Raw genomic sequence first — 16046 nt, 5'->3', positions numbered from 1 at the left:
AGCCTTAGCATCAAATAAATGAAAAAAAGTTTATGTAAATTAAAAAATATTTAAAGAATTTGATACAGAAAGCTGCTTAGTTTTCTTCTTCACTTTTCTTAATTTGTGAAACATAGTCATCAAATCGTTTTCCGTATAGAGATTGTTTTACTTTTTCAGAAAGTGATTTGTTCAATGTGTCTAATAGTTTGATGTTTGCATTGTACAATTCGGTCAAACCAATATATGCTGCGGCTTCAGTATTTGAATTTGATAGCGCAAAATTAGTTGCAAATAATATACGACGTCTGGTCAGTTTTTGATATTCTGCCTCTAGTTGTTTGGACATTTTAGTGTCTTTTGATTTTTTTGCTTCAAAATCTTTTTGAATAAAATCGAGTCTTTGGTTGAGGAATTGTTTGTTTATTTTATTGAACTTGTCTAAAACTGCTTGATTCTTAGATCCACTAATTTCTGGACTAAATCCAAAATTCTTGATTTGATCATTGATAGTGATCACTCCTTCTTCACCAAAAAATAAGATGCGTTCTTTTGCGTTGCTTCCTTTGAATGTTAAGAAATATAACTCAGGGTCTGAAATATTATCGGTTAATTTGAAGGTGTTGTCTCCTAAAATTGAGATTGAATCTACGGATATAAGAATAGAGTCATTCATTTTTTGAAGGTATAAAGTTCCTTTTTTTAGGCCCTTTATTTTTCCTTGAACAATCATATTTCCGTCTTTTTTAGAAGAACATGCGGCTATGAAAAGGAGAAGACAAATTAGGGTGATTTTTTTCATCATTAATTAAATTAGTTGAAATGCAAATATGCATCATTTGATTTAGCAAAACTATACAATTTAGTAAAAATTAACGAACCCATTTCATCATTAGGGCACAGAAAAAAGCACCATAGGTCCCAAGTGCATATCCCAATACGGCAAGTAAAACACCTACAGGCGCTAAAGATGGGTGAAATGCTCCAGCTACTACAGGTGCTGAAGCAGCACCACCAATATTTGCCTTTGAGCCAACTGCTAAAAAGAAATAGGGTGCTTTAATAATTTTAGCAACGACCACTAATAATCCCACGTGAATGATCATCCATACACATCCAATTGCAAACAAGCTTATGTTTTCAACGATTGCATTCAAATTCATTTTCATTCCAATAGAGGCAACTAATATGTAGATAAAAACAGTTCCAATTTTGCTTGCTCCAGCACCTTCGTAGGTTTTAATTTTTGTAAAAGATAAAAAGATCCCGATTGTCGTTGCTGTGATGATCAGCCAGAAAAATGAACTCCCCAAACCTAAGTCTACTAAGAAAGGAGCCTTTTTTGTAATATAAATGCCTAAGTTATCTCCAATAATATGGCCGATAGCAGTAACCCCGAATGCAATTCCCAAAAGGAGAATCAAATCATTGAATGATGGAATTCGGGCTGTTTCTAAAGTGAATTTTTCCATTTTGTTTTTCAGTGCTGTAATGGATGAGGTGTCAGCCTTTAACCATTTATCAATAGCTTCTGATTTGGCAACACCAATCAATAAAAACGCCATCCAAACCTCTGCTACCAAAACGTCTACCACAGCCATAATGCTAAAGAGACTGTCTGAAACTTCCCATTGTTCTTTCATGGCAAGCTGATTTGCACCCCCACCAATCCAACTTCCGGCAACGGTAGATAAACCTTTCCAGAGTTCTGTGCCTTCTACTTGTGTCAAAATATCTGGTGCAACATATTTGAAAAATACAATGGCGATTGGACCACCAATCATTACGCCAATAGTTGCGGTTAAAAACATGATCAATGCTTTTGGCCCTAATTTAAAAACGCCTTTCAAGTCAATACTCAATGTCAATAAGACCAATGAAGCGGGTAGTAAAAATCGCGAAGAAATATAGTAGATTTTACTGCCACCTGTAAATTGTGCATACTCACTTGATGGAATCTGATTTGTTGAAATATATGCTTTTAGAGAGCTTAGGTCACTAATTCCGTTCAAGTTTCCATAAAGAGATTGCAAGTGCTTTATAGTGGTGTCCACATCGATCCACTTGTCTGCAATAATTCCTAAAGAACAAAAAATTGAAGGGATAAAATAACAGAGTAGAAGTGCGGGAACTATTCGGTAAAATTTTGAAAAAAAATCTTTTTTTGAGGTATAAAAAATTCCTGCGAGAATGACACATAAAATTCCAAAAATGACTGTATCATTTGGAAACAATGGAATATCGTTGCTGATTTCTGAAATGGACATAAAATGAATTATATTGTTTTTTTTCTAAAGTCGGTGTTTAGGATGACTCCAAATTGTAGTCTGTCAAATCCTACATTTTTTAATTTCTGATAAAAATATCCTATTTTGAATTTGATGTGATTGTTGAATTTATAAAGCAATCCTGCGCCTGTCCAGTTTTGAGAAAATAAATCACCCTCAAAATTAAGAAATAATTCATTAAAGGCATAAATACTCCAAAGAGGGGATAGGGGGTAGGTGGCATTCAAATCATAACGAATCCAGTTTTGAAGAGATTTTTCTCCTTGTAATTCTAGAAATCGATGCTCGAATCGAAAGCGGTGTCTGAGTTTGAGTTTTGTGAGATTTGTATTGAAATTAAAATCTTCATAAATCCTGAATTCTGTTAGTAGTTCTGAAGGGTTTTTATATTGAGTATCTGTTTCAACATAACTTAATCCCAACGTAAAATTGAACATAGGAGTTGTTTTATAATTCAAACCCAATCTGTAAATTCCTTGTTGAAATTCACTAGCAGTTTCAAAATAACGAAAATGTGCCATGGTTTGTAGTGAAAACGAATCGGACAATTGATGGGCTCCATTGTACATATACTAAGGCGCCTAATTTATTTTCAGGAGAATTTTGAGCTTGAATATTCATAAAAATAACGCTGAAAAAGCAGCCTAAAATAATTTTTTTCATGGGTGTTTTTTAGTGGGTGGTATTGAGTTTATTTTTTTCAAAGGAAGCTTTATAAAGATGGTTGTATTCTTACTGTATATAGCTTGTTATAAATTCTAATTGGGCATACAAGATACAAAAATTGACGAGCGATTCTGAAGTGAAGTTCGAAATTTTAACCCAAAGGAAGTTCTATTTTAAAGAAGTTACTCTTCCTTCTTTTTGGGTGCTCTGTTTTCGTCTTTTAATGCTCGCATCAGCATCCATTCGATTTGCCCGTTAGTTGAACGAAACTCATCTGCAGCCCATTTTTCAATGGCCTTCATCATGTCTTCATTGACACGCAATGCGAAAGCTTTCTTTTTTGACATTTTAGGGGTTCTTTTTCATGAATGAAACAAGAGTTTCAATTAGTTCTTCAGACAGAGGGTATGCTGCAAATGCATACAATTTGGCATTGTCCTTGTCTTTTTGAATGTCTTTCGGTACATGGGTCATATTTTGGTTTTATAGGTTTCTAAAACTCTTTGTACTTCTTCTTTTTTTTGGGTGCCTATCAATAGTTTTTTGCCATTGGTAAATTCTAACTGAATTCCAATATCTCCAGAAACATTGATTGCGTTGCCTCTTTTTTTGCTAAAAGTGTATCGTAATCCCCAGCCTCCATATTCTCCAATTGGATTGTAGGTTCTAACTTTGATTTGACAAATTTCTGCCCAGGTAATTTTTTTCATTGAAAAATGAAATGGAAAGAATTGGTATTGAATTCCATTTTCATCGATCCGAGTAGTCAATTTTGCAAAATGAAATAAGGCATGAATTAGAAGAACTGAACACACTGTTATGATTGAAGAAATGTGAGCGCTGGTATTTTGGTCCGATGATCGAATCCACTCTTCGGTAATAATAGCAATAGTAGTCACTGAAGTAATGATAAGTAGAACTTGGAGCCAAATTTGCTTAAAACGTTGTTCTTCAATAAATACTTTCATTTTACCTATTCTTATCTCGTTCAAAAATAATTCTTGCTGAACTCTCAGCTACTTCTCTTACGATCCAACCTTCTCTTGCATAGTCATTCAAAGTATCTTCTAACTTTTCATTGTTTTTAGAGAATCCCATTTTCCATAAATTACTTTATATTCTTTCATCTGTTATTCATTTTTTTTCGATTATATTTCAATGCTGCGATGACCAAATAGTTATTGGTTTTTTAGTGACTCAAAGTTCCGGTGTTTACAACAGGTGATGCTTCTTTGTCACCACATAAGATAACTAATAAATTACTTACCATCGCTGCTTTTCGTTCGTCATCAAGATCTACAATCTGTTTTTTATTGAGTTCCAGCAATGCCATTTCTACCATTTCAACAGCACCTTGTACAATTTTATGTCTTGCAGCAACAATCGCTGTGGCTTGTTGTCTTTTTAACATAGCACTTGCAATTTCTTGTGCATAAGCCAGATACCCTATTCGAGCTTCTAAAACCTCAATTCCTGCAATGGATAGCCGTTCTTCAATTTCTTTCTCCAAAGCTTCCGAAACTTCATTGACACTTGAACGCAGGGTGATGTCCTCGTCATGTCCTTCATCAGCAAAATTATCATAAGGATACATGCTTGCTAATTTTCGAACTGCAGCATCCGTTTGTACACGGACAAAATTCTCGTAATTGTCTACGTCAAAGGCAGCTTTGTAGGTGTCTGTCACACGCCAGACTAAGATGGTAGAGATCATAATTGGATTTCCTAGCTTGTCATTTACTTTCAGACGTTCACTATCAAAATTACTAGCTCGAAGAGAGATTCCTTTTTTTCGATACAAAGGATTAGCCCAGTATAGTCCATTGTCTTTGATGGTTCCGATATATTTTCCGAAAAGTAAAATAACTTTGGATGTATTTGGATTGACCAATATAAATCCAAACAAACCAAAGAATCCGATGAGGGAGCTAAGGAGGAAAAGTGGGTTTTCCTTAGCAATAGCTATCACGATACCTCCAAAAAATAAGATCAAGATGATTAATAACATTAAGTAGCCATTTGCAGGCTTGGTGATTTTCTCTGCTTTCATAATTTATTTGATATTAAAATGATATCACAAAGATATATGATATTTTTACTTATTTCCAATTTTTTTCATGTTTATTTTTATAATTTAGCTGCAAACTAATTCTAAAAACTTACAATGAAAGCGACACTACTTTTATTCATATCCCTATTTATTATGCCAGCTTCAGACACTGAGCATGTCTTTTTTTGGGGGCAAAATGGTCATAGAGCAACTGGTGAAATTGCAACACAATATTTGTCTAAATCGGCCAAAAGAAAGATTGATAAACTTTTAAAAGGGCAGAGTTTGGCCTTTGTGTCTACTTTTGCCGATGAAATAAAATCCGATAGGAAGTACAAAAAATTTTCTCCTTGGCATTATGTCAATATGGATCTTGATCAAGACTATGAGGCAGCAGAAAAAAATCCAAAAGGGGATTTAGTTTCTGGAATTGCTACATGTGTTTCGGTCTTAAAAAACAATAATAGTTGTGAAGAGGATAAGGTGTTTTATTTGAAAATGTTGGTTCATTTTATAGGAGACTTGCATCAGCCAATGCATATAGGCCAGAAAGAAGATCGAGGAGGGAACAAGGTTCAAGTACAATGGTTTGGAAAAGGAACAAATTTACATACTGTTTGGGATACCAAAATGATCGAAGATTGGAATATGAGTTATTTAGAATTGGCTGATAATGCGACAAAACTTTCAAAGAATCAAGTACAAGCCATTCAGAAGGGGACCGTTGTTGATTGGGTAAATGAAGTGCATGAAATTACTAAAGAGGTGTATGCTTCTGTGGAATCTGGCGAAAAATTGAGCTACAGATATTCCTATGATCATTTTGGAACGGTTCGAAACCAGCTGCAGAAAGGTGGAATTCGTTTGGCTAAAATTTTAAATGATATTTATTAAGCATTGTAAAAAGAGGTTCCCTAAAAGTTTTAAAGAACGCAAACTTCATGTGAGCAATTTGATTTTTAATCACAAAAAAAAGAGATTACGATGTGCGTAATCTCTTTTTTTTAGGTCTTGAAAGATCAAGACGATGTTGTTGATTTTAACTGTATTCTAGCTTTCCCAGAAATAGATCCGTTTAAACTGTTGCAGATGCTTTCATTGATTTTCTATAGATAAAAGAATTGAAAATGTTTCTTTTTCCAAAGTTGTTCATGGATTTTGAATTCACAAATTTTCCAAATAAAATTTTACTAACACCAAAGTATTCGTAGGTATTTCCATCTGTAAAGGTAACCTCTAACAACATGCTCTTGTGGTGCCAGTCTGCTACTTGAAATTCAGTAATGGTTTTCTTATACGCTTCTAAATTTGCTTCCTTTGTTTCTGGAGCTATACTTACCAAAAAGTGATATCCATCAATAATTTTGGTACTGATAATGTCTGCTTCCGCTTTTTTGTCTTCTTCCAAAAATTTATCGGGATGCCATTCTTTGACCAAACCTCTGTAGGTAGTTTTTAATTCTTTCAAATTAATGGGACCTTCTACTTTAAAAAGTTTTTTATATTCTTTAATACGCTTCATCTATGCTGTTTTCAAATTGCGTGCAAAAGTATTGATATTAAATGAATTGTGATACAAAAAAATGATGAAAGATATCTAGAGCCTTTTGGAGATGAAAAGAATTTCTAGGGTTCTAGAAAACTACTTTGTTAAAAAATAGTAAAGGTCACCTTGGAAGATGACCTTTACTGACAAACGACTATATTAAAGTCTGTTAAAGGTAAAAAAAATTAAGACTTTTAGAAGCAATACTTGTTTTCTGTTTTCAATTTTTCTGCGATTTGATTTCTCAAATTCACTACATTTGGGTAATTGGTATACTTTGTATAGCGTTTTAAGCCCATTAACATCATTCGTTGTTCATCTCCTTCTGCAAATGAAACGATTGCTTCTTTTCCGTTTTTAATAATTATTTCAACGGCATTGTATAGATATAATTGGGTCATTGCGATCTGTTCTTTCTGAGTATCTTCTCCAAATCGTTTGGCGTTTTTCTCAGTTCTTAAAATGGCAGATTCTACCATGTATACTTCAATTAAAATATTAGAAGCAGCTATTAATAATTGCTGATGTTCTTCCAAGTCAGGACCGAATTTTTGGATAGCCGCACCAGCAATCATTAAAAATACATTTTTAAGTTTTGATAGCATTTCTTTCTCCTCTGCAAATAATTCAGAATAATCTGGAGTATCAAAAGAAGGGATTCCCATTAGGTCTTCTTGCACTTTTGTTGCAGGACCTAACAGATCTACATGTCCTTTCATTGCTTTTTTAATCAGCATCCCGACTGAAAGCATTCTGTTAATTTCGTTGGTTCCTTCGTAGATGCGAGCAATTCGTGCATCTCTCCAGGCAGCTTCCATAGGAGTTTCTTCTGAGAAGCCCATTCCTCCAAAAATTTGAATTCCTTCATCGGCACAATTTTGTACATCTTCTGAAACAGCTACCTTTAAGATTGAACATTCAATTGCGTATTCTTCGACACCTTTTAATTCTGCGTCCTGATGAGAGTTTCCTTCCGCTTCGCGAATGGCAATCCGATCTTCAATATCTTTAGCAGCTCTATAACTTGCGGATTCACCAACATAAGTATTGGAGGTCATTTCAGCGAGTTTGTATTTAATAGCACCAAAATCTGCAATAGGAGTTTTAAATTGCTTGCGCTCAGTTGCATATTTTACAGCATGGGTCACTACTCTTCTTTGAGAATCTAGACAGGCTGCAGCCAATTTAATACGCCCTACATTCAATGCATTCATAGCAATTTTAAATCCACCTTCTCGTACAGATAGCATATTTTCAACGGGCACAAGGGTGTCATTAAAAAATACCTGTCGTGTTGAAGAAGCTCTGATTCCTAATTTGTGTTCTTCTTCTCCGAGGGTAATTCCGTTTTCAGGGTTGTTTTCTACGATAAAACCTGTAATATTTTTATCATTTTCTATTCGTGCGAAAACGATGAACAACTGGCAAAATCCTGCATTAGAGATCCACATTTTTTGCCCGTTTATTTTATAGGAAGTTTCGTCAGCAGTTAATTCAGCCGTTGTCTTTCCTGAATTTGCATCCGAACCAGCTCCTGGTTCTGTCAAACAGTAAGCCCCCATCCATTCGCCAGAAGCCAATCTAGGGACATATTTTTGCTTTTGTGCTTCATTTCCATATAAGGTAATTGGCATGGTACCAATTCCAGTATGTGCACCAAAAGCAGTACTAAAAGAGCCAGTTCCACTTGAGATGTAATCACAAGTAAGCATGGTAGAGACAAATCCCATTCCTAGCCCTCCATAGGCTTCTGGAACCGCAACTCCTAAGAATCCTAATTCTCCAGCCTTACGCATCACTTCTTCTGTTAAAGCATAATCTTTCGCTTCAAACCGAGCACTGTGAGGGATGATTTCACGGTCGTTAAATTCCATTACCGCTTCTTTCATCATTGTTTGCTCTTCCGTAAAATCTTCTGGAGTAAAAACGTCTTCGCAATTTGTTTCTTTTACAAGAAATTGACCTCCTCTTAATAGTTCTGCCATTTTTTTAGTTTATTGATAATTATGTTTGGTATAATTTTTTGTTTACTTTAGAAATTCAAAAATTCCAGCTGCACCTTTACCAGTTCCCACACACATGGTAACCATTCCGTATTTGTTTTTCAGATCACGTTTTCGCATTTCATCAAATAGTTGTACCGATAATTTTGCTCCTGTACACCCTAATGGATGTCCCAAAGCTATGGCACCTCCATTGACATTTACGATGTCTTGGTTAAGATCCAATTCGCGTAGTACTGCTAAAGATTGAGAAGCAAATGCTTCATTCAATTCAATCAGCTCAATATCTTTTTGTTGCAAGCCTGCTTGTTTTAACACTTTTGGAATGGCGGCTACGGGGCCAATTCCCATAATTCTTGGTTCAACTCCAGCAGCAGCATAGTTTACCATGCGCGCTATTGGTTCTAGGTTTAATTCTTTAACCATCTCTTCACTCATCACCATTACAAAAGCTGCTCCATCACTCATTTGTGATGAATTCCCTGCAGTTACACTTCCGTCAGCAGCAAATACCGCTCGTAATTTGTTTAGAACAGCCGTTGAGGTTCCTGCTCTGGGACCTTCATCTTTGGTGACTGTATAATTTCGGGTCGCTTTTTTACCATTTGCATCCAAATAAGTTTCTTCTACTTGAATGGGGGCAATTTGATCTTGAAAACGATTTTCTTCTTGGGCTCTGAGTGCTTTCATATGCGATTTGAAGGCAAATTCATCCTGATCTTCTCTAGAAACCTTAAATTGTTTTGCCACAGCTTCAGCCGTATTTCCCATTCCCCAGTAATAATCGGCATGACCGGATTGGATGGTATTGTAGTTGAGCTCTGGTTTATAACCCGTCATCGGAACAGAACTCATACTTTCAGCACCCCCAGCAATGATACAGCTTGCCATTCCTGACTGTATTTTAGCAACTGCCATACCAATGGTTTCCAATCCTGAAGAACAAAAACGATTTACGGTTACACCTGGAACGTCGACAGAGTTGAGTCCTATTAAGGAAATAAAACGTGCCATGTTGAGTCCTTGAGAACCTTCGGGCATCGCATTCCCAACAATCACATCGTCTATACGTTTTACGTCTAAATTGGGCAATTCTTTCATCATGTGCTGAATGGTTTCTGCTCCCAATTCATCCGCTCGTTTGAAACGAAAAACACCTTTTGGTGCTTTCCCAACTGCGGTTCTGTAGGCTTTTACTATGTATGCTGTTTTGCTGCTCATCGTATTAAAATTTTTATATTTTGTCGTAAGTATTCCTAAGAGTTCTTTGAAGTGAGAAATTCATTTTTTATGACTTCAAGGACTATATTTATACTTGGCTTTACATTTTTTCTTCTGTTTGTATGTTTGTCCTTTTTTTGTAAGTAATTCTTTAAAATCGCTTAGAAGGGTTATTTTAATTTCATCCTACTCTTGTAGCGATTAGTTCCGTAATGGTTTTCCAGTTTTTAACATATGCTGAATGCGTTCTAAGGTTTTTCTTTCTGTACAAAGTGATAAAAATGCTTCTCGCTCTATATCTAACAGATATTGTTCTGAAACTAGTGTTGGTTCTGATAAGTCTCCTCCAGCCATTACATAGGCTAGCTTATTGGCTATTTTTTGATCGTGTGCTGAGATGTATTTTGAATGTTCCATAGAATCTGTTCCTACTAAGAACATTCCCAGCGCTTGTTTCCCTAATACTTTTACATCTGTTCGCTTTACAGGTTGTGTGTAGCCACTTTCAGCCATTAATTTTGCATGCGCCTTAGCCGTTGCAATTTGTCTTTCTTTATTGACTACAATGATGTCTTTTCCTTTTTGAAGCAATCCTAAATCGAATGCTTCGTAACCAGAGGTAGACACTTTTGCCATTCCGATAGTTAAGAAGTTCTCTTGTAAAATGTTTAATTCTACATCGCCTTTGTGAAAAGAATCGGATGCTCTCAAGGCCATTTCTTTAGAGCCTCCACCACTAAGAATTACACCGACTCCAAATTCAACCAAGCCCATATAGGTTTCTGCGGCAGCTACTACTTTGTCTGCGTGTAAAGAAATTTCACATCCCCCTCCTAAGGCCATACCGTGAGGAGCCGAAATTGTTGGAATAGAAGAATATCTCATGCGCATCATTGAATCTTGAAAATACTTGATTGCCATGTTTAATTCGTCGTATTCTTGTTCTGCGGCCATCATAAATATCATTCCAATATTGGCGCCAACTGAGAAATTTGCAGCTTGATTTCCGACAATTAAACCTTGGAAATCTTTTTCTGCGAGATCGATTGCTTTGTTCAATCCAGTTAGTACATCTCCACCTATAGTATTCATTTTTGAACGGAACTCTACATTTAAAATACCGTCTCCAATATCTTGAACAGAAACACCTGAATTTTTGAAAACTTCGGTTGATTTTCGGATATTGTCTAAAATAATAAAAGAATCTTGACCAGGTTTTTTAACCTGTTTTTTTAAAGGAATGTCATAATAATGAGTAGCACCTTCTTTTACTGAATAGAAAGAAGTTTCTCCTTTGGCAAGCATTTCACTAACCCAAGCGGCGGGTTCTTTTCCTTCTGCTTTCATTATCTCAACTCCAGCTGCAACTCCAATTTCATTCCAAATTTCAAAAGGACCATGTTGCCAACCAAATCCAGCTCTCAAGCCATCATCCAATCGGTAGATTTCGTCAGAGATCTCAGGGATTCTATTTTGAACATAGGCAAATAGGGCGGCAAAACATTTTCTGTAAAACTCCCCTGCTTTGTCTTTTCCCTTGACCAATACTTTAAAACGATCGCCAACATTGCTAATGGTTTTGGTTAACTCTAAGGTTGCGAAAGAGGCACGTTTGTTAGCACGATATTCTAAGGTGTTGAGGTCTAAGGATAAAATTTCTTTCTTGCCATTTGGATGTACTACTTTCTTGTAGAATCCTTGATTTGTTTTGCTTCCCAACCATTTGTTTTCCATCATTGAATTTACAAATTCAGGAATCTCAAATTGTGCATTCATTTCGTCGTTTGGACAATTGTCTTTAACTCCATTGGCGGTATGAACCAAGGTATCTAAACCAACGACATCGATGGTCCTGAAGGTTGCCGATTTTGGACGGCCAATTACGGGTCCGGTCAATTTGTCAACTTCTTCGATCGTTAATCCTATTTCTTTGACGATGTGAAAAAGGTTCATGATGCTGAAAATTCCAATTCTGTTTCCAATAAAAGCAGGAGTATCTTTTGCTAAAACAGCTGTTTTGCCCAAGAATTTTTCTCCATACATCATTAAAAAATCGGTGACTGAAGAATCACAATTAGGGCCGGGAACAACTTCAAATAGTTTTAAATATCGAGGAGGATTGAAAAAGTGAGTAACAGCAAAATGTTTTTGAAAATCGTCACTTCGTCCTTCGCTCATAAATTTAATTGGAATTCCAGAAGTATTCGATGTGATTAAGGTTCCAGGTCTTCTGTATTGTTCGATTTTCTCAAAAACAGATTTTTTTATATCCAAACGTTCAACAACAACTTCCATGACCCAATCAACCTCTTTTATCAAATGCAAATCGTCATCTAAATTACCCGTGGTAATTCTATTGGCAAATTTTTGATGATAAATAGGAGACGGTCTTGATTTTAAGGATGCAGTTAAAGCATCATTTACAAGACGATTTCGAACAGCTTTGCTTTCTAAGGTGAGTCCTTTTGCTTTTTCTTGGTCGGTAGTTTCTCTCGGAACGATGTCTAATAAAAGAACTTCTACACCAATATTGGCAAAATGACAGGCGATACCACTTCCCATTATTCCAGAACCGATAATTGCCACTTTTTTTATTCTTCTTGTCATTGGTTTGATATTTAATTTAAATAGCTTTTAAAGGTGCTTCTTGAAAGACTTTTTTTTCTGCTATTAACTTATTGATAGTTGAGGTTACTTTAAAGAAACCTTCTAATTCTTCTTCTGTAATATGTTCTCGTATTGTATTGTTGAACTGATACACATGTCCTTTCGATACTGCGCGCATTTCTTTTCCGTAGGGCGTTAATTTTATAATTACACTTCTTCCATCCTCTGGGTTTTTCTCTCTACAAATTGCTCCTTTGTCTTCCATACTTTTTAAAATACGCGAAAGACTGGTTGGTTCCATTCCCATCAAGGGGCCTAAAGCCGTTGATGGCGTTCCTTTTGTGGAATCAATATTTAACAAAACAAAGGCCGAAGCCATGGTGCTTTCATGCTTTACAGCTTGCTCATTGTACATCTTTGCGATAGCTTGCCAAGTTGCTCTTAATTGGTGATCGATTGATTTATCTTTATCCATTACTCCAAAGATAGTAAAATTTATTATGCACGCATAGTAAATTACAAAAAAGTTATGCGCGCATAGTAAATTTGTAATAATGTTGAAACAGTTAGGGGCATTTATGTACAAATGTGTGGCTCATAATTATATTCAATCTCCTTCAAACATGGATAAAGTATCCATGATTAGCCTTTCGCAAATTAAAAAATAGTGTAAAATGAGATAGCAATTTTTATGGCGATATAAATTGTTACCTTTGTATTCACAGTCTGATTCGTTGCAGAAATTTACAGAGTAAAAATTTTAATATTGAGTTGAGAACATTAGCTATAAAAATTTAAAAAAATTAGCGTACATACAACGGTTTATTATAAAAAAAAGATGGAAAAATTAAAGGCTTTTTTAGAATACAGTTTCAATTTTGGTACAGATGTAACAATTTCTGTTCAGACCATTTTAATCGTCTTTCTGGCGTTGCTGATTGCATCTTTTCTTCTTAAATTTTTCAGGAAACTAATTACAAGGAAACTACCAAATGAAGATAAAGAAAAATTTGTATCGGTTTTTGAGTATTTAAAGTGGTTGGCATATATCGTTATCTTTTTGGTCACTCTCCAATCTTCAGGAGTCAACGTTACAGCAATATTTGCTGCATCGGCAGCCCTTTTAATTGGGGTTGGTTTGGCATTACAGACCTTATTTCAAGATATCATTTCAGGAATTTTCATCTTAATAGATCAATCTGTTCATGTGGGTGATATTATTGAATTGGAAGGAAAAGTAGGGCGAGTGGTTGAAATTAAATTAAGAACTACTAGAGCCGTTACGATCGACAACAAAGTCTTGGTGATTCCCAATCATTTGTACTTAACCAACAGTTTGTACAATTGGACTGAAAATGGAGTAGAAACAAGAGAGTCTGTTTCTGTGGGTGTTGCTTATGGAAGTGATATTCAGTTGGTAAAAAGTGTTTTATTAAAAGCAGTGGAATCCAATCCAAAAGTAATTCCGAAACCAGAACCAACTGTTTTCTTTACAAATTTTGGAGATAGCTCGTTGGATTTTAAAGTTTCGTTTACCCTAAATAATAGTTTTGAAGCTGCAATAATTCAGAGTGATATTCGTTTTGAAATTGATAAATTATTCAGAGAACATCAGATTTCAATTCCATTTCCACAAAGAGATGTGCATGTGTATAAGACCAATGAGTTGTAGGTTTTCAAAAGCATTCTACCGCAATTTCTAAGTAAAAAAATATAACAATCCAATAATGAGCAATATATTAATCATAGAAGACGAGGCATCAATTCGAAGAGTACTTAGGAAAATTATTTCTGAAGAAAATGACACGTATGCTGTTGATGAAGCTGAAGATGGATTGTTAGGGATGGAAATGATATTACAGAAAGACTATGATTTGGTTTTGTGCGATATTAAAATGCCCAAAATGGATGGTGTTGAGGTGTTAGAACGTGTTAAGAAAGTAAAGCCAGAAATTCCTGTTATCATGATTTCAGGACATGGTGATCTAGATACTGCAGTCAACACGATGCGCTTAGGTGCTTTTGATTATATTTCAAAACCACCTGATTTAAATCGATTGCTCAATACAGTTCGAAATGCCTTGGATCAAAAGGAGCTTATTGTAGAAAACAAGCGATTAAAAAAGAAGGTGAGTAAGAATTATGAAATGATCGGTGAAAGTCCTCAGATCCTTCATATCAAAGAATTGATTGAAAAGGTTGCAGGCACAGATGCCAGAGTTTTAATTACAGGTTCCAACGGAACTGGAAAAGAGCTAGTTGCGCATTGGTTACATGAAAAATCGGATCGGTCAAAAGCCCCTTTGATCGAAGTAAATTGTGCCGCAATTCCTTCAGAATTGATAGAGAGTGAGTTGTTTGGACATGTAAAAGGATCTTTTACTGGCGCTCAAAAAGACCGTGCTGGAAAGTTTGAAGCGGCTACAGGAGGAACCCTGTTTTTGGATGAGATAGGAGACATGAGTCTCTCTGCTCAAGCCAAGGTCTTACGCGCTTTGCAGGAAAATAAAATTCAGCGAGTAGGAAGTGATCGAGATATTAATGTAAATGTTAGGGTCTTAGCGGCAACGAATAAAAATTTAAATAATGAAATTGCTGCGGGTCGTTTCAGAGAAGACTTGTACCACAGATTGGCAGTAATTTTAATACAGGTGCCAGCCCTAAATGATCGAAGAGAAGATATCCCTTTATTGGTGTCGTTTTTCTCGTCTAAAATTTCTAAAGAACAAGGAACCCCTTTAAAGACTTTTTCTTCAGGAGCAATCAAGCTATTACAAGAATACGATTGGACTGGAAACATAAGAGAACTTAGGAATGTTGTAGAAAGACTCATCATCTTGGGTGAAAATGAAGTTACAGAAAAAGATGTATCGCTTTTTGCTTCAAAATAGTCTAAAACTATTTAAAAGTAAAATCACTATAAGTAAAACTGATAATAAGATAAAAAGTTCCCATTTAAATTTTTAAGTTTTAGTACAGAGCTTTGCTATCTTTGTATTAGAAAATTCATATTAATCATAAATAATAAATAAAATGGCAACAATAGTTGGTAAACAATTTCCAAACTTGAACGTAGATGCAATGAATGAAATGGGCGATACGTTTAAAATCAATGTTTTAGAAGAAGCAAAGAAAAATAATAAAAAAGTATTATTATTCTGGTATCCAAAAGATTTTACATTTGTATGTCCTACTGAATTACATGCTTTTCAATCCGCTTTGGGTGAATTTGAAAAAAGAAACACTATCGTTATTGGTGCTTCATGTGATACACCAGAAGTTCACTTTGCATGGTTGAGTACTGCAAAAGACAATGGAGGAATTGAAGGAGTCACCTATCCAATCTTAGCCGATAGCAATCGTAATTTATCTTCAGTTTTAGGTATTTTAGATATTACAAACGAAACTTTTGATGAAGAGACACAAACGATTCAAGTAGAAGGAGATAATGTAACTTATAGAGCTACGTATCTTATCGATGAAGAAGGAACGGTTTTCCATGAAGGTGTTAACCACATGCCAGTAGGAAGAAATGTAAATGAATTTTTACGTTTGATTGACGCGTATTCACATGTACAAAAAAATGGTGAAGTTTGTCCAGCAAACTGGGAAGAAGGAAAAACGGCAATGGCACCAAATGCAAAAGGAACCGCAGCATATTTAGCAGCAAACTAATTTTTATAACA

17 protein-coding genes are annotated in these 16046 nt (G+C 35.3%); 4 read left to right on the top strand and 13 right to left on the bottom strand.

Features of this window, described 5'->3' with window-relative positions:
* Nucleotides 1-76: 76 nt before the first annotated feature.
* The 8 genes from RRF69_RS01600 to RRF69_RS01565 all read right to left on the bottom strand — a co-directional run bounded on the left by RRF69_RS01600 (nt 77) and on the right by RRF69_RS01565 (nt 4983).
* Nucleotides 77-784, bottom strand: coding sequence for a DUF4369 domain-containing protein (locus tag RRF69_RS01600; protein WP_316940253.1), 708 nt, complete (start codon nt 782-784; stop codon nt 77-79).
* Between the two features lie 67 nt (nt 785-851).
* Nucleotides 852-2246: a DUF819 domain-containing protein gene (locus RRF69_RS01595; RefSeq protein ID WP_316940252.1), complete on the bottom strand. Its 1395-nt coding sequence runs from the start codon at nt 2244-2246 to the stop codon at nt 852-854.
* Nucleotides 2247-2254: 8 nt separating this feature from the next.
* Complete coding sequence (locus RRF69_RS01590; protein WP_316940251.1) at nt 2255-2836, bottom strand: DUF2490 domain-containing protein; 582 nt, start codon at nt 2834-2836, stop codon at nt 2255-2257.
* 279 nt (nt 2837-3115) lie between these two features.
* Complete coding sequence (locus RRF69_RS01585; protein WP_316940250.1) at nt 3116-3280, bottom strand: Arc family DNA binding domain-containing protein; 165 nt, start codon at nt 3278-3280, stop codon at nt 3116-3118.
* A 1-nt stretch (nt 3281) separates the two neighbouring features.
* Complete coding sequence (locus RRF69_RS01580) at nt 3282-3407, bottom strand: hypothetical protein (RefSeq protein WP_316940249.1); 126 nt, start codon at nt 3405-3407, stop codon at nt 3282-3284.
* Nucleotides 3404-3901 carry a hypothetical protein gene (locus RRF69_RS01575; protein WP_316940248.1) on the bottom strand — a complete coding sequence of 166 codons (498 nt, stop codon included), beginning with the start codon at nt 3899-3901 and terminating at the stop codon, nt 3404-3406. The genes RRF69_RS01580 and RRF69_RS01575 overlap by 4 nt, the downstream gene beginning before the upstream one ends.
* A 1-nt stretch (nt 3902) precedes the next feature.
* Nucleotides 3903-4031 (bottom strand): hypothetical protein, encoded by a 129-nt coding sequence (locus RRF69_RS01570; protein ID WP_316940247.1) that lies wholly within the window; start codon nt 4029-4031, stop codon nt 3903-3905.
* A gap of 91 nt (nt 4032-4122) precedes the next feature.
* Nucleotides 4123-4983, bottom strand: coding sequence for an SPFH domain-containing protein (locus RRF69_RS01565; RefSeq protein ID WP_316940246.1), 861 nt, complete (start codon nt 4981-4983; stop codon nt 4123-4125).
* Nucleotides 4984-5097: 114 nt separating this feature from the next.
* Between RRF69_RS01565 and RRF69_RS01560 the strand changes: the two genes are divergently transcribed.
* On the top strand, nt 5098-5877 hold the full coding sequence (locus RRF69_RS01560) for a S1/P1 nuclease (protein ID WP_316940245.1): 780 nt from the start codon (nt 5098-5100) through the stop codon (nt 5875-5877).
* Between the two features lie 181 nt (nt 5878-6058).
* On the opposite strand, the gene RRF69_RS01555 is transcribed toward RRF69_RS01560, so the two are convergent.
* The 5 genes from RRF69_RS01555 to RRF69_RS01535 form a co-directional block, all read right to left on the bottom strand.
* Complete coding sequence (locus RRF69_RS01555) at nt 6059-6505, bottom strand: KTSC domain-containing protein (RefSeq protein ID WP_316940244.1); 447 nt, start codon at nt 6503-6505, stop codon at nt 6059-6061.
* Between the two features lie 218 nt (nt 6506-6723).
* On the bottom strand, nt 6724-8514 hold the full coding sequence (locus tag RRF69_RS01550; protein WP_316940243.1) for an acyl-CoA dehydrogenase family protein: 1791 nt from the start codon (nt 8512-8514) through the stop codon (nt 6724-6726).
* Between the two features lie 42 nt (nt 8515-8556).
* Nucleotides 8557-9753 (bottom strand): acetyl-CoA C-acyltransferase, encoded by a 1197-nt coding sequence (locus RRF69_RS01545; protein WP_316940242.1) that lies wholly within the window; start codon nt 9751-9753, stop codon nt 8557-8559.
* A gap of 201 nt (nt 9754-9954) precedes the next feature.
* Nucleotides 9955-12360, bottom strand: coding sequence for a 3-hydroxyacyl-CoA dehydrogenase/enoyl-CoA hydratase family protein (locus RRF69_RS01540; RefSeq protein ID WP_316940241.1), 2406 nt, complete (start codon nt 12358-12360; stop codon nt 9955-9957).
* A 16-nt stretch (nt 12361-12376) separates the two neighbouring features.
* Complete coding sequence (locus RRF69_RS01535) at nt 12377-12835, bottom strand: MarR family winged helix-turn-helix transcriptional regulator (protein WP_316940240.1); 459 nt, start codon at nt 12833-12835, stop codon at nt 12377-12379.
* Between the two features lie 363 nt (nt 12836-13198).
* Here RRF69_RS01535 and RRF69_RS01530 point away from each other — a divergent pair, with 363 nt between their 5' ends.
* From RRF69_RS01530 to RRF69_RS01520, 3 genes are all read left to right on the top strand, one after another.
* On the top strand, nt 13199-14032 hold the full coding sequence (locus RRF69_RS01530) for a mechanosensitive ion channel family protein (RefSeq protein WP_316940239.1): 834 nt from the start codon (nt 13199-13201) through the stop codon (nt 14030-14032).
* Nucleotides 14033-14087: 55 nt separating this feature from the next.
* Nucleotides 14088-15251, top strand: coding sequence for a sigma-54 dependent transcriptional regulator (locus tag RRF69_RS01525; protein ID WP_316940238.1), 1164 nt, complete (start codon nt 14088-14090; stop codon nt 15249-15251).
* 142 nt (nt 15252-15393) lie between these two features.
* On the top strand, nt 15394-16035 hold the full coding sequence (locus tag RRF69_RS01520) for a peroxiredoxin (RefSeq protein WP_316940237.1): 642 nt from the start codon (nt 15394-15396) through the stop codon (nt 16033-16035).
* Nucleotides 16036-16046: the final 11 nt, after the last annotated feature.

It is taken from the genome of Polaribacter sp. HL-MS24 (genome assembly GCF_032758595.1).
In the GTDB taxonomy this organism is placed as follows: domain Bacteria; phylum Bacteroidota; class Bacteroidia; order Flavobacteriales; family Flavobacteriaceae; genus Polaribacter.
The sequence above is the reverse complement of the archived record's forward strand: the minus strand, read 5'-3'. Positions and strand labels throughout refer to the sequence as shown.

Coding starts and splice junctions, on each gene's coding strand:
- RRF69_RS01560 (WP_316940245.1), top strand. CDS start 5,098: ATGAAAGCGACACTACTTTTATTCATATCCCTATTTATTATGCCAGCT.
- RRF69_RS01520 (WP_316940237.1), top strand. CDS start 15,394: ATGGCAACAATAGTTGGTAAACAATTTCCAAACTTGAACGTAGATGCA.
- RRF69_RS01550 (WP_316940243.1), bottom strand. CDS start 8,514: ATGGCAGAACTATTAAGAGGAGGTCAATTTCTTGTAAAAGAAACAAAT.
- RRF69_RS01545 (WP_316940242.1), bottom strand. CDS start 9,753: ATGAGCAGCAAAACAGCATACATAGTAAAAGCCTACAGAACCGCAGTT.
- RRF69_RS01535 (WP_316940240.1), bottom strand. CDS start 12,835: ATGGATAAAGATAAATCAATCGATCACCAATTAAGAGCAACTTGGCAA.
- RRF69_RS01540 (WP_316940241.1), bottom strand. CDS start 12,360: ATGACAAGAAGAATAAAAAAAGTGGCAATTATCGGTTCTGGAATAATG.
- RRF69_RS01530 (WP_316940239.1), top strand. CDS start 13,199: ATGGAAAAATTAAAGGCTTTTTTAGAATACAGTTTCAATTTTGGTACA.
- RRF69_RS01600 (WP_316940253.1), bottom strand. CDS start 784: ATGATGAAAAAAATCACCCTAATTTGTCTTCTCCTTTTCATAGCCGCA.
- RRF69_RS01595 (WP_316940252.1), bottom strand. CDS start 2,246: ATGTCCATTTCAGAAATCAGCAACGATATTCCATTGTTTCCAAATGAT.
- RRF69_RS01585 (WP_316940250.1), bottom strand. CDS start 3,280: ATGTCAAAAAAGAAAGCTTTCGCATTGCGTGTCAATGAAGACATGATG.
- RRF69_RS01565 (WP_316940246.1), bottom strand. CDS start 4,983: ATGAAAGCAGAGAAAATCACCAAGCCTGCAAATGGCTACTTAATGTTA.
- RRF69_RS01580 (WP_316940249.1), bottom strand. CDS start 3,407: ATGACCCATGTACCGAAAGACATTCAAAAAGACAAGGACAATGCCAAA.
- RRF69_RS01555 (WP_316940244.1), bottom strand. CDS start 6,505: ATGAAGCGTATTAAAGAATATAAAAAACTTTTTAAAGTAGAAGGTCCC.
- RRF69_RS01590 (WP_316940251.1), bottom strand. CDS start 2,836: ATGTACAATGGAGCCCATCAATTGTCCGATTCGTTTTCACTACAAACC.
- RRF69_RS01525 (WP_316940238.1), top strand. CDS start 14,088: ATGAGCAATATATTAATCATAGAAGACGAGGCATCAATTCGAAGAGTA.
- RRF69_RS01575 (WP_316940248.1), bottom strand. CDS start 3,901: ATGAAAGTATTTATTGAAGAACAACGTTTTAAGCAAATTTGGCTCCAA.
- RRF69_RS01570 (WP_316940247.1), bottom strand. CDS start 4,031: ATGGGATTCTCTAAAAACAATGAAAAGTTAGAAGATACTTTGAATGAC.